This is a genomic window from Pseudomonas sp. NPDC089534 (assembly GCF_044749305.1).
Taxonomy (GTDB): Bacteria; Pseudomonadota; Gammaproteobacteria; order Pseudomonadales; family Pseudomonadaceae; genus Aquipseudomonas; species Aquipseudomonas ekonensis.
On the sequence record NZ_JBIVHR010000076.1, the window covers coordinates 1 to 12,641 of the forward strand.

At 68.5% G+C, this 12,641-nt stretch carries 12 protein-coding genes; 9 read left to right on the forward strand and 3 right to left on the reverse strand.

Going from position 1 to position 12,641, the window contains the following annotated elements:
- Positions 1 to 288: 288 nt before the first annotated feature.
- Together ACIP0B_RS20885 and gspH are read right to left on the reverse strand one after the other, a co-directional pair.
- Positions 289 to 897 carry a prepilin-type N-terminal cleavage/methylation domain-containing protein gene (locus tag ACIP0B_RS20885; protein WP_400835618.1) on the reverse strand — a complete coding sequence of 203 codons (609 nt, stop codon included), beginning with the start codon at positions 895 to 897 and terminating at the stop codon, positions 289 to 291.
- Positions 894 to 1,346 (reverse strand): type II secretion system minor pseudopilin GspH, encoded by a 453-nt coding sequence (gspH, locus tag ACIP0B_RS20890; RefSeq protein WP_400835620.1) that lies wholly within the window; start codon positions 1,344 to 1,346, stop codon positions 894 to 896. The genes ACIP0B_RS20885 and gspH overlap by 4 nt, the downstream gene beginning before the upstream one ends.
- A gap of 133 nt (positions 1,347 to 1,479) precedes the next feature.
- Here gspH and ACIP0B_RS20895 point away from each other — a divergent pair, with 133 nt between their 5' ends.
- Positions 1,480 to 1,911, forward strand: a complete 432-nt coding sequence (locus ACIP0B_RS20895; RefSeq protein ID WP_400835622.1) for a type II secretion system protein N — start codon at positions 1,480 to 1,482, stop codon at positions 1,909 to 1,911.
- A 154-nt stretch (positions 1,912 to 2,065) separates the two neighbouring features.
- On the opposite strand, the gene gspI is transcribed toward ACIP0B_RS20895, so the two are convergent.
- Positions 2,066 to 2,443, reverse strand: a complete 378-nt coding sequence (gene gspI, locus ACIP0B_RS20900) for a type II secretion system minor pseudopilin GspI (protein ID WP_400835624.1) — start codon at positions 2,441 to 2,443, stop codon at positions 2,066 to 2,068.
- A 146-nt stretch (positions 2,444 to 2,589) separates the two neighbouring features.
- Here gspI and gspG point away from each other — a divergent pair, with 146 nt between their 5' ends.
- The 8 genes from gspG (at position 2,590) to ACIP0B_RS20940 (ending at position 12,493) form a co-directional block, all read left to right on the forward strand.
- Positions 2,590 to 3,048, forward strand: a complete 459-nt coding sequence (gene gspG, locus ACIP0B_RS20905; protein ID WP_400835626.1) for a type II secretion system major pseudopilin GspG — start codon at positions 2,590 to 2,592, stop codon at positions 3,046 to 3,048.
- Positions 3,049 to 3,056: 8 nt separating this feature from the next.
- A complete protein-coding gene (gene gspK, locus ACIP0B_RS20910) occupies positions 3,057 to 4,010 on the forward strand; it encodes a type II secretion system minor pseudopilin GspK (RefSeq protein ID WP_400835628.1) in 954 nt (317 codons plus the stop codon).
- Positions 4,007 to 5,167: a type II secretion system protein GspL gene (gene gspL / locus ACIP0B_RS20915; protein ID WP_400835630.1), complete on the forward strand. Its 1,161-nt coding sequence runs from the start codon at positions 4,007 to 4,009 to the stop codon at positions 5,165 to 5,167. The genes gspK and gspL overlap by 4 nt, the downstream gene beginning before the upstream one ends.
- Positions 5,160 to 5,708 carry a type II secretion system protein GspM gene (gene gspM / locus ACIP0B_RS20920; RefSeq protein WP_400835632.1) on the forward strand — a complete coding sequence of 183 codons (549 nt, stop codon included), beginning with the start codon at positions 5,160 to 5,162 and terminating at the stop codon, positions 5,706 to 5,708. The genes gspL and gspM overlap by 8 nt, the downstream gene beginning before the upstream one ends.
- Complete coding sequence (gspD, locus tag ACIP0B_RS20925; RefSeq protein ID WP_400835634.1) at positions 5,705 to 8,083, forward strand: type II secretion system secretin GspD; 2,379 nt, start codon at positions 5,705 to 5,707, stop codon at positions 8,081 to 8,083. Before gspM ends, gspD begins: the two co-directional genes overlap by 4 nt.
- A 140-nt stretch (positions 8,084 to 8,223) precedes the next feature.
- Positions 8,224 to 9,630, forward strand: coding sequence for a type II secretion system ATPase GspE (gspE, locus tag ACIP0B_RS20930; RefSeq protein ID WP_400835636.1), 1,407 nt, complete (start codon positions 8,224 to 8,226; stop codon positions 9,628 to 9,630).
- Positions 9,630 to 10,841, forward strand: a complete 1,212-nt coding sequence (gene gspF / locus ACIP0B_RS20935) for a type II secretion system inner membrane protein GspF (protein ID WP_400835638.1) — start codon at positions 9,630 to 9,632, stop codon at positions 10,839 to 10,841. The genes gspE and gspF overlap by 1 nt, the downstream gene beginning before the upstream one ends.
- Before the next feature lie 548 nt (positions 10,842 to 11,389).
- Positions 11,390 to 12,493 carry a substrate-binding domain-containing protein gene (locus tag ACIP0B_RS20940; protein WP_400835640.1) on the forward strand — a complete coding sequence of 368 codons (1,104 nt, stop codon included), beginning with the start codon at positions 11,390 to 11,392 and terminating at the stop codon, positions 12,491 to 12,493.
- Positions 12,494 to 12,641 lie beyond the last annotated feature (148 nt).

Sequence of the window (12,641 nt, forward strand, 5' to 3'; positions counted from 1 at the left end):
TACCAACCGAACTTGAGGCTGCAGGGTTCCCTTGCAACATAGAATCTCCCACAGGCTTTTGTGGTGTGCCTGGATTTTGCGGACACCGAGGATACCTGTGGGAGCGGGCTTGCCCGCGATGGCGGTGTGTCAGGCAACAGAGATGTCGGCTGAACTGGCCTCATCGCTTGCAGGCAAGCTCCCACAGGTTTCTGTGGTAGGCACGGAAATCTGCCATCAACTTGGATCCCCTGTGGGAGCCAGCCTGCTGGCGATGACGCCGGTCGAGGCACCGCAGGATCAGGGCGATCACAGCAGCGGGCCGATGACCTGGCGGTAGCGTTCGGGGCCTTGCGGGGTCTGGCGGGTCAGGCGGATTTCCAGGCCCGGCGGATCTTCCTTACGGTTGCCGCTCAGTTGGCGCCAGCCCTTGTCCGGATCCCACACCCGCACCTGCGCTTCGCTGACGTCCGTGAGCACCGCCACTCCCGAGGTCGGCGCCGGCAGCGGATAGCGGCTGCGGGCCGGGGCGGCGGCGCGGTACAGGGTGTCGCCCTTGAGCCACCAGCGCACCCGTTGCAGGGCGCCGGGCCGGTCGGCGGCGGTGCGGATGATGTCCAGCCGAAAGCCTTGGCTGTCGCTGCCGCGCACGGTGAGGGCGGGCGGGGCGGTGTCGGGTTCGTCGTCTTCGCCGGCGCGTTTCGGTTCGCTGAGCTCGATCCCGGCGCGCAGCTCGACGTCGCGCTGCAACTGGTTCAACGCCCGCAGCAGGCTGTCGCTCTGTTCGCCGCTGGCCTGCAGATGGCTGTCGGCGCGGGTCACGCTGTCGAGCCCGCGCCAGGCGATCAGGCTGACCACCGCCATCAGCAGGATCGCCACCATCACTTCGATCAGGGTGAAACCCTGCTGGCGGTTCATTGCACGCTGATCCGGCCGGCGGCATCGCGCAGCACGTTCAGGCGGTTGAGCCCGTCGGACAGGGTCAGTCGCAGCGGCGGGTTGATCCATTCGGCGTTGAGCACCACTTTCTGCTTCGGCTCCACCCGCACATCGAGTTTCGGGCTCTGCCAAGGGCGCGGGCGCAGCTGCGGATCCCGCTCGAAATGGTCGAACCCCTGGCCGCTGTCGCTGCGCCGGCTGAAGCGGAAACCCTTGGCGTCGCTCAGCCAGGCGATCGGCCGGCCGTCGGCGCGGGCTTCCGCTTGGGCCACCTGGAGCAACTGCGCCACGCGCTCGGCGTCCTTGCGCAGCAACTGCAGCGGGTCGGGGCGGATGCTCAGGCTGATCGCCGCGCTGGCGATGCCGATGATCACCAGCACCACCATCAGCTCGATCAGGGTGAAGCCCTGTTGCTTGAACCGGTTCATCGAATGCGCACTCCTTTGCGTCCAGCCCCGTCCCAAAAAACCATCCTGCACGGCCAACATGTAAGGCGTGTGAAATAAAACCGTGAAAATTGCCGGGTAGTCTGACGGTCGGGATTGAAAGGAGATTGAACCCATGAACTTCACTGCACGCGTTTCCCCGCCGCAGATGGCGCAGGCCCTGGCGCTGCTGGCGGCACTGGTGGGCGTGGCGACGTGGTCGTCGTTGCTGCTGACTTCCGCCGAATCGCACACCCCGGCCGCCGCCCCGCAACTGCTTGCCGCCCGCAGCGACAGCCCGGCGCTGCAATGGTTTGCCGATCGCACGGCGCCGGTGCAGATCAAGGTCAGCGGCGTGATGGCCGGCAGCCGCGGCGCGGTGGCGATCCTCAGCCTCAACGACGGGCCGCCGCAGAGCTTCCTGCAAGGCGAGCGCATCAGTGCCGGGGTGAAACTGCTGGCGGTGGAAGGCGACGCGGTGGTGATCGAGCAGGGCGGCGAGCCGCAGCGGCTGGCCGTGGACAAACTGCCGCCAGGCCCGGACCTGCCCCGGCTGACCCGTCCCTGAATACAGCCCTGTGGTGAGGGAGCTTGCTCCCGCTGGGGCGCGAAGTGGCCCCGGATGCCGAAGGCAGACTGCGGCGGCTGCCCCTCCCGAACGGGACGGTGCGCCGATTCGACAAACTCCCTCACCACAGGAGATTCATCTGCACAAGGCAGGATCAGGGTTGCGGACGGCTCAGGAGCGTCTCCAGCCGCGCCAGCGGCGGCGCCTCCCGGCTGCGGTCGAACACTTGCACGCCGACCTTCAGCAGCCGTCCGTTCTCGGCGGTGCCGATCGTTTGCTCGCAGCGCAACGGCAGCCGTCCCTGATCGCACTCCACGGCTTTGATCCCCATCGGCAACCGCCCCTCCAGCTGCAGCTCGGCCATGCGTCCCTGGGCCGCCAGCATCGCCACCGAACGGTCGCGCAGCAGGCCGCTGCTCTGGGTCATCAGCCCCGCCACGCGCACGGCGGCGGACATGGCCACGGCGATGATCGCCAGGGCCACCAGCACTTCGATCAGGGTGAAGCCGGCTTCTTTGGAGGGGGCGCGCATCGGGCTCTCGGGCGGTCGGGCAGCCCTTGACGCTAACCCCCGCGCTTGACCGCTTGAAGACCGAAACTCCCGAGGATTCACAACATCTCTGACATATCTTCTTGCAACACTGCGCGTCGAATCGAATCAAGCCAGGGAATGACGAGATGGATATCGCGCAGCGCAAACAGCCTCAACAACCGCCACGGATGCCGCGCCGGCAGCACGGCTTCACCCTGATCGAGATCATGGTCGTGGTGGTGATCCTCGGGATTCTGGCGGCGATGGTGGTGCCCAAGGTGCTGGACCGGCCGGATCAGGCACGGGCCACGGCGGCCAAGCAGGACATCGGCGGGCTGATGCAGGCCCTCAAGCTGTACCGGCTCGACCACGGCAGCTACCCGACCATGAACCAGGGCCTGAAGGTGCTGGTGGAGCGTCCCGCCGACGCCAAGAACAGCAACTGGCGCTCGTACCTGGAGCGCCTGCCCAACGACCCGTGGGGCCGCCCGTACCAGTACCTCAACCCCGGCGCCAACGGCGAGATCGACATCTTCTCCCTCGGCGCCGACGGTCAGCCGGACGGCGACGGCGTGAATGCCGACATCGGCTCCTGGCAGCTGTAGGGCCGGCCATGGACAGCCCATCGAACCAGCAGGGCATGGCGATCATCAGCGCGCTGCTGATCGCGGCGGTGGTGGCGGTGATCGCCGCCGGCATGCTCACCCGCCAGAGCGTCTCGACCCGTGCGCTGGAAGCCGAGCAGTTGCGGGTGCAGGGGCGCTGGCTCCTGAACGGCGCAATGGAACTGAGCCGCCAATTGCTGTGGGACGCCCGTCAGCGTGATCCGCTGACCCGGCTCGACCAGCCCTGGGCACAGGCGCTGAACGCCTACGGTTTCGAAGGGCGGCTGGAGGACGAGCAGGGCAAGTTCAACCTGCGCACGCTGGTGGCCAACGAGCGGGTCGATGTCGGCCAGGTCGAGGCGTTCCAGCGCCTGTGCGCCCTGATCGGCCTCAACGACGCACTGGCCCGGCGCATCACCCTGCGGGTCATCGAATCCTATCCGCGGCTGCTGAACCCGGCCTTGGCGGACAAGGCCCTGGTGAATAACGGTTTCGACAGCGGCCGCGGCACCTCGCCCGGCGCTGCACGCAAACCGCAGCCGCCGACCCTGCCGATGCTGCGCACGCTTGAAGACCTGCGCAGCGTCGAGGGCGTCGACGACGCCGTCATCCGCAAGCTGGCGCCTTACCTCACGGTGATTCCGGCCAACACTTGGGTCAACGGCAATACCGCCACCGCGCCGGTGCTGGCGGCGTATGTGCCGGGGCTGTCGCTGGAGCGGGCGCAGGCGTTGATCAATGAGCGCGACGCCGGACGCTGGTTCATCAACCGCGGCGACTTCGTCAACCGCCTGCGCCTGCCGCAGCTGGAAGTCACCAGCGTCAAGGTCGGCATCACCAGCGACTGGTTCCGCCTGCGCGGCCAGGCCCGCCGCGAGCAGCGCCGGGTCAGCGTCGAGGCGCTGCTGCACCGCAACCAGGATCGTCTGCCGCAGGTGATCTGGTCGCGGGTGGGGGTATGAAGGTGCTGCGCGTGAGCCTGCCGCCGCTGGCGCAACTGAGCCTCGAAAGCGAACTGACAGCCGTGTGGCTGGACCATCAGGGGCAGGTGCTCCGCGAGGACCGTCTTCGCCTCGGCCAGTTGCCCAAGCACCCGCCGCTGGTGTGCTTCCTGCACCCGGCGGACAGCCTGCTGGCCACGGTCGAGATGCCGCCGCTGCCGAGCGCGAAAATGTCGGCGGCCGTGCAGTGCGCGGCGCAGACCCTGATGCTCGGCGACGGTGCCGCCATGCACGTCGCCCACGGTCCGCGTGACGACGCGGGACAGGTGCCTGTCGCCTGGCTGGCGCAGCAGGATCTGCAGCACCTCGGGCAACTGCTGCGCGGCACCGGCCTGAGCCTCAAGGGCCTGTACCCGGCGGCCTACGGCTTGCCGGCCCTGCCGGGCGGGGTCGGTTGTGTGTTCGACGGGCACTTGTTGCTGCGCGACGGTCCGCAAGCGGCGCGGGTGCAGCCGCTGTTCGATGACGGTGATTGGGCCGAGCCCGGTCTGTCGTCGCACTGGATCGGCGACGACGCCCCGCAAGGCGCGCTGGCGCTGCCGTCCGACCAGCGCTGGGCCGGGCCGCTGCCGGCCTGGGGGCTGCACGGCGGCGTCCGGCAGCCAGTCGATCAGCGCGGCTGGGGACGGGCGCTGGGCTTTGGCGCACTGGCGCTGGCGGTGTGGGTGACGGGCCTCAATCTGTACGCCGCCCGCGAGGCTGCGCAGGGCCAGCAGCTCAAGGCGCAGATGATGCAACGGGTCAAGCAGGCCTTTCCCGAACTGCCGGTGATCCTCAATCCGCTGCAACAGGCCCGCCAACAATTGGCGGCCCGCCAGCAGGGGGCGGCAGACGATCCGGCGCAGGCCTTCAACCGGTTGGTGCTGCAGGCCGGCAGCGGCATGCCGTTCATGGCCGGCAGCGTGCAGCGCCTGGTGTTCAGCGACGGTGCCCTGCAACTGGGCCTGCTGGAGGACGCGCGGCGCACGGGCACCGACAAGGGCTGGCAGGACACGCTGGCCCAGGCCGGGATCAGCGTCAGCGATGAGGCGGACGGCTGGACGTTGCGCCCGGCGGGCGAAGCCGTCTCCGGCGAAAGCGAGCAAAGCGGCGACAGCGAAGGAGCGGAAGATGAATAAGGCCTCGATGGCAAGCGTTCGCGCCGCCCGACAGCGCTTCACCCGGCAACTGCACGCCCGCTGGCAGCCGTTGGCCCTGCGGGAAAAACGCATGGTGACCGGCATGGCCACGCTGCTGGCCGGGTGGCTGGTGTGGGTCGCGCTGGTTCAGCCGCCATTGAACAGGATCGCCTACTGGCAGGCCGAAACCCCGAAGCTGCGCGCCCAGGCCGAGGCCCTGGAAGTGCTGCTGCGCGACGTCGGCGCCCGGCCGGACGGGCAAGGCCTCGAACCGTCGCTGTTACAGGCATTGCAGGCCGGCGGGTTGGCCGGTCACTGCCGGTTGCAGGCTGCTCCGTCCGGAGGCTGGCAGTTGAACTTCGACGCCGCGCCGGCCGATGCGGTGCTCGACTGGCTGCTGAGCCGCCCGCAACAGTTTTCGCTGCACGTGGTCGAGGCCCGTCTGCAACGCGCAGAGGCCGCCGCGACCGATGACACCGCCGGCACTCTGTCAGGCACCGTACGCATGGATCAGGCGCTGGGCGCTAAGGAAGCTTCATGAAGGGGTCAGGTTTCAACCCGGCGCGCAAGGCGTTGCCGATGCTGTTGGTGGCGTTGGGCGCGTGCAGCAACACCGTCCCGCAGAATCAGCCGCCGTTGCTGGTGGACAGCGAGCTAGGCCGGCCCTTGGCCAACACCCAGCGCAGCGGCGACGCGGTGCTGGACCGTGAGCGGATGCAGGCCCAGGTCAGGCCTGCGCCCAAGCAATTGCACAACATCACCGAACGCGCCCGCAGCGGCGGGGCGGTGCAGGGCCCCGTCGCGGCGGCCAACCCGTTGGGCGACCAACCGGTGACCCTGAACTTCGTCGAGGCCGACATCCAGGCCGTGGTGCGGGCGCTGTCCCGTTCCACCGGCCAGCAGTTCCTGGTCGATCCGCGGGTCAAGGGCAACCTCACGCTGGTCTCCGAAGGCCAGGTGCCGGCCCGTCAGGCCTACGAGATGCTGCTGGCGGCGCTGCGCATGCAGGGCTTCAGCGTGGTGGACGTCGGCGGCGTCGCCCAGGTGGTGCCGGAGGCCGACGCCAAGCTGCTCGGCGGGCCGATCTACAGCGCCGACAGACCGGCCGGCAACGGCATGCTCACCCGCACGTTCCGCCTGCAGTACGAGAACGCGGTGAACCTGATCCCGGTGCTGCGCCCGATCGTGTCGCCGAACAACCCGATCAACGCCTATCCCGGCAACAACACGGTGGTGGTCACCGACTACGCCGAGAACCTCAACCGCGTGGCGCAGCTGATTGCCGGCATCGACACCCCGAGCGCCATCGACACCGACGTGGTGCAGATCCAGAACGGTATCGCCGCCGACATCGCGCCCATGGTCGCCGACCTGCTGGACGCGCCGGGCAACGACCCGACCCAGAAAATCGCGGTGATCGGCGACCCGCGCTCCAACACCATCATCATCCGCGCCGGCAGCCCCGAACGCACGGAACTGGCGCGCAACCTGATCTACAAGCTCGACAACGCCCAGAGCAACCCGAGCAACCTGCACGTGGTGTACCTGCGCAACGCCCAGGCCGGCAAGCTCGCCCAGGCCCTGCGCGGCCTGCTCACGGGCGAGAGCGACAGCGGCACCGGCGACGGCGCCCGCTCGGTGCTCAGCGCCATGGGCAGCACGGCCAACGGCGGCGGGCAGAACGGCCAGAACGGTACGCAGACCTCCACCGGCAGCACCACCACCGGCACGGGTTCCGGCAACGGCGGCAGCTATGCCCAGGGCAGCAGCGCCGGCAGCGGCACCGCCGGCGGCCAGGCCAGCGAACAGAACGTCGCCTTCAGCGCCGGCGGCGTGACCATCCAGGCCGACGCCACCACCAACACCTTGCTGATCTCCGCGCCGGAGCCGCTGTACCGCAACCTGCGCGAAGTCATCGACCTGCTCGACCAGCGCCGCGCCCAAGTGGTGATCGAAAGCCTGATCGTCGAGGTCGGCGAGGACGACGCCAGCGAATTCGGCGTGCAGTGGCAGAGCGGCAACCTCGGCGGCAAGGGCGTGATCGGCGGCGCCAACCTCGGCGGCTCCGGGCTCAAGCTCAACGGCAAGACCAGCCTCGACGTGCTGCCCCAGGGGCTGAACGTGGGCTACGTCAACGGCACCGTGGACATTCCCGGCATCGGCAAGATCCTCGACCTCAAGGTGCTGGCCCGGGCGCTCAAGAGCAAGGGCGGCACCAACGTGCTGTCCACGCCGAACCTGCTGACCCTGGACAACGAGGCGGCGAGCATCTTCGTCGGCCAGACCATTCCCTTCGTCAGCGGCAGCTACGTCACCGGCGGCGGGGGCAACAGCAACAACCCGTTCCAGACCGTGACCCGCGAAGAGGTGGGCCTGAAGCTCAACGTGCGGCCGCAGATCTCCGAGGGCGGCACGGTCAAGCTCGACATCTACCAGGAGGTCAGCAGCATCGACGAACGCGCTTCGGCGGCTGCCACCTCGGCGGGGATCGTCACCAGCAAGCGCGCCATCGACACCAGTATCCTGCTCGACGACGGCCAGATCATGGTGCTCGGCGGCCTGCTGCAGGACGGCTACAGCCAGAGCAACGAAGCGGTGCCGTGGCTGGGCAGCCTGCCGGGGATCGGCGCGCTGTTTCGCAACGAACGCCGTTCGATCAACAAAACCAACCTGATGGTGTTCCTGCGCCCGTACATCATCCGCGACAGCGCGGCGGGGCGCAGCATCACCCTCAACCGCTACGACTTCATGCGCCGCGCCCAGGGCGGCCTGCAGCCGGAGCGCAGCTGGGCGATGCCGGACATGCAGGCGCCGCAGCTGCCCAACGCCGCCCAGGGCGTGCCGGCGGTGGCGCCGGCCTCCGGGCCGCGGGCGACGATCAAGGCCGTTCCGCTGCAAGGGAGCCCCCGGTCATGAACCGGATGAGGGATGGAGGGGGGCTGCGCAGCAGCCCCCGGCATCGCATTTCAGACATCAGCAACCGGCGGGCGCTGCGCACCCGAGCGGGAGCAAGCTCCCTCGCCACAGGGGGTTCGTAAAATGGAGGAGAGGGTTAGATGAGCGCATTGCCCTACGCCTGGGCCAAGGCCCAGCGCATCCTGCTGCGCGACGGCGTGCTGAGCGTGTGCCCGTCGACGCCGGGCTGGTCGATCAGCGAGGTGCGCCGCCAGTTCGGCGCCGCGCGGCTTGAGCGGGTACGCGACGACGAGCTCGACGGCCTGCTCGCCAGCGCCTACGCCGACACCGGCAGCGCGGCGGCGGTGGTCGGCGCGGCGGAAAGCGAAGTCGACCTCGACCGCCTGATGCAGGACATCCCCGAGATCACCGACCTGCTCGACACCCAGGACGGCGCGCCGGTGATCCGCATGATCAACGCCTTGCTCACCCAGGCGGCGCGGGACGAGGCCAGCGACATCCACATCGAACCGTTCGAGACCCATTCGGTGGTGCGCTACCGGGTCGACGGCACCCTGCGCGACGTGGTCTCGCCGCGCAAGGCCCTGCACGGCGCGCTGGTGTCGCGGATCAAGATCATGGCCCAGCTCGACATCGCCGAGAAACGCCTGCCCCAGGACGGCCGCATCACCCTGCGCGTGGCCGGGCGGCCCATCGACATCCGGGTGTCCACCGTGCCCACCGGCCACGGCGAGCGGGTGGTGATGCGCCTGCTCGACAAGCAGGCCGGCCGCCTGCACCTGGAGACCCTGGGCATGGACGCCCAGGTGCTGGCCAGGCTCGACGGCCTGATCCGCCAGCCCCACGGCATCGTGCTGGTCACCGGACCCACCGGCAGCGGCAAGACCACCAGCCTGTACGCCGCGCTGGCCCGGCTGGACGCCAGCACCAGCAACATCCTCACCGTGGAGGATCCGGTGGAGTACGACCTGCCGGGCATCAGCCAGATCCAGGTCAACGCCAAGATCGACATGACCTTCGCCCTGGCGCTGCGGGCGATCCTGCGGCAAGACCCGGACATCATCATGATCGGCGAGATCCGCGACCTGGAGACCGCGCAGATCGCCGTGCAGGCTTCGCTGACCGGACACCTGGTGCTCGCGACCCTGCACACCAACGACGCGGTGTCGGCGGTCAACCGCCTGATCGACATGGGCGTGGAGCCGTTCCTGCTGGCCTCGTCGATGCTCGGCGTGCTCGCCCAGCGGCTGGTGCGGCGCCTGTGCGGCCACTGCAAGCAGCCGGATCCGGCCGCACCCGGCACCTGGCGCCCGGTGGGCTGCGCGGCGTGCAACCATACCGGCTACAGCGGCCGCACCGGCATCCATGAACTGTTCTGCATCGACGACGACATCCGCACCTTGATCCACCAAGGGGCAGGGGAGCAGGCCTTGCGCGCCGCCGCGCAGAAGGCCGGGATGCTCAGCCTGCGCGAGGACGGCGAGCGCTGGATCCGCAGCGGCGCCACCGCGCCCGAGGAAATCCTGCGCGTGACACGGGACGCCTGATGAACCGCTACCGCTTTGAGGCCGCCGACGCCGGCGGCAAGATCGAAACCGGGCACCTGGAGGCCGACAGCCAGAGCGCCGCGTTCGGCCTGCTGCGCAGCCGGGGCCTGACCGCGCTGTCGGTGCAGAAGGAAAACAGCGCCGCCGGCCAGGGCGCCGGCGGCCTGTTCAGCCCGAAGCTGTCGGACAACGACCTGGCCTGGGCCACCCGGCAACTGGCGAGCCTGCTCGGCGCCAGCCTGCCGCTGGAAGCCGCGCTGAGCGCCACGGTGGAGCAGGCCGAGAAAAAACACATCGCCCACACCCTCGGCGCCGTGCGCGCCGACGTGCGCAGCGGCATGCGCCTGGCCGAGGCGCTGGCGGCCCGGCCCCGGGACTTTCCGGAGATCTACCGGGCGCTGATCGCGGCGGGGGAGGAGTCCGGCGACCTGGCCCAGGTCATGGAGCGCCTGGCCGACTACATCGAGGAGCGCAACAACCTGCGCGGCAAGATCCTCACCGCGTTCATCTATCCGGGCGTGGTCGGGCTGGTGTCGATCGGCATCGTGATCTTCCTGCTCAGCTATGTGGTGCCGCAGGTGGTCAGCGCGTTTTCCCAGGCCCGCCAGGACCTGCCGGGGCTGACGTTGGCGATGCTCACCGCCAGCGACTTCATCCGCGCCTGGGGCTGGCTGTGCGCGGGGCTGCTGGGCGGTGCCTTCTGGAGCTGGCGCCTGTACCTGCGCAACCCGGCGGCGCGGCTGAGCTGGCACCACCGGGTGTTGCGGCTGCCGTTGTTCGGGCGTTTCGTGCTGGGGCTGAACACCGCTCGGTTCGCCTCGACCCTGGCGATCCTCGGCGGGGCCGGGGTGCCGTTGCTGCGGGCGCTGGACGCCGCTCGCCAGACCCTGTCCAACGAGCGCCTGAGCCTGAGCGTCAACGAGGCCACCGCCAAGGTGCGCGAGGGCGCCAACCTGGCGGCGGCGCTGAAGGCGGAAAACGTGTTCCCGCCGGTGCTGATCCACCTGATCGCCAGCGGCGAGAAGACCGGCGCGCTGCCGCCGATGCTCGAACGGGCGGCGCAGACCCTGTCCAGCGACATCGAACGCCGGGCCATGGGCATGACCGCGCTGCTGGAGCCGCTGATGATCGTGGTGATGGGCGGGGTGGTGCTGGTGATCGTCATGGCGGTGCTGTTGCCGATCATCGAGATCAACCAGTTGGTGCAATAGCGACCCGTCAACCGGATTGTTGCTGGCTGCACCGATCCCTGTGGGAGCCAGCCTGCTGGCGATGGCGTCAGCCGGAGCGCCGCCGGACAGGATCAAGGCCGTATTTCCCAAGAAGGATGCTGCAAGTCTTTCGGCCTGCGGCGGCTTCACCGGCGCCATCGCCAGCAGGCTGGCTCCCACAGGGATCGGGGGAAGGCCGGTTCCTTGAAATTTTTTTCACCGCCCGAACCATCACCCGAGTCCCGCCCCGGCCATCCTCGGGTTCTCCTTTCTGTCATCTGCAACGGCCGTTCAACGGCTGCGGCCGATCTTGCGCAAAACCCCGTCCCAGACACCCGAAACGGCCCTGCGAACACCCGAGGAAAAACCGCCGGAAAGCGTCTGCGGCTCCCGAGGTTTTTTCCTTTATCTGTCACCGGAACCTGCGAATTTCTCCCTGCGACTTAACCACGGGCCACGGCAGCGCCGGTCGGCGGTGAGTCCTCCCAGCGTCATGCAAGTCACCTGAAAACCTGTGTACCCAACCTACGTTGAAAAGGAGATTCTTCATGTTCAAGCGCACTCTGATCGCCGCCTCACTGACTGTCGCCGCCCTGGCTTCCGCCCAGGCCATGGCCGTAACCGGTGGTGGCGCCTCACTGCCTGCCGCTCTGTACAAAGGCTCTGCCAACAGCATCCTGCCCGCCAACTTCAGCTATGCCGTGACCGGCAGCGGCGTGGGCAAAAGCGCTTTCCTGACCAACACCGCCTCGCAGTTCGGCACCACCGGCACCGTGCACTTCGCCGGCAGCGACTCGATCCTCAGCGCCACTGAAATCAGCACCTACAACACCAACTTCGGTGCTTCGTACGGCCCGCTGATCCAACTGCCTTCCGTGGCCACTTCGGTTGCCATCCCGTACAAGAAGGCCGGCCAGACCGCCCTCAACCTGACCAGCGCCCAACTGTGCGACGCACTGTCCGGCACCGCCACCACCTGGGGCACCCTGCTGGGCACCGCCGACACCACCCCGATCCGCGTCGTTTACCGCAACGTCTCCAGCGGCACCACCGAGATCCTCAGCCGTCACCTGAACTCGATCTGCCCGACCAAGTTCGCGGTCAACTCGACCTTCACCAACGCCCGTCTGCCAGCCGGTTCGACCCTGCCTTCGAACTGGGTGGGCGTGGCCAACACCGCTGACGTCGCCACCGCCGTCAACGCCGTGGACGGCTCCATCGGCTACGTCGGCCCGGACGGCGTGAACGCCGCCAGCAACGCTGTCGTCGCCCGCGTCAACGGCGTGCAGCCGACCACCGCCAACGTCTCGCTGGCCCTGGGTTCGGCCGCACTGCCGACCACGCCTTCGAACCCTGCCCAGTGGGTGCCGGTCGTGCCTAACCCATCGAGCGGCTACCCGATCGTGGCCTACACCAACTTCATCTTCGGCCAGTGCTACAAGGACGCTTCCGTGGCCAACGATGTGCGCAGCTTCCTGACCACCCACTACAGCAACCCAGGCAACAACGCCGCCACCGTGGCCCACAGCTTCACCCCGGTTCCGACCAACTGGAAAGCCGCTGTGACCGCCAACTTCATCACCAACACCTCCGGCAACAACCTGGACATCAACAACGCCAGCGTCTGCAACAGCGTAGGCCGTCCTCTGTAAGCGCAGCACCCGCCGCAAGAAATGGCGGCAGCCTTCGGGCTGCCGCCGTTTTTTTTGGCCGGCGTACTCCTCGTTCATGAAGATTGTGTGACATCCGTTCGGTCGCGGCCTGCGCCAACCGCCTAGGTGGTAACGGCAGGGGCGTGTG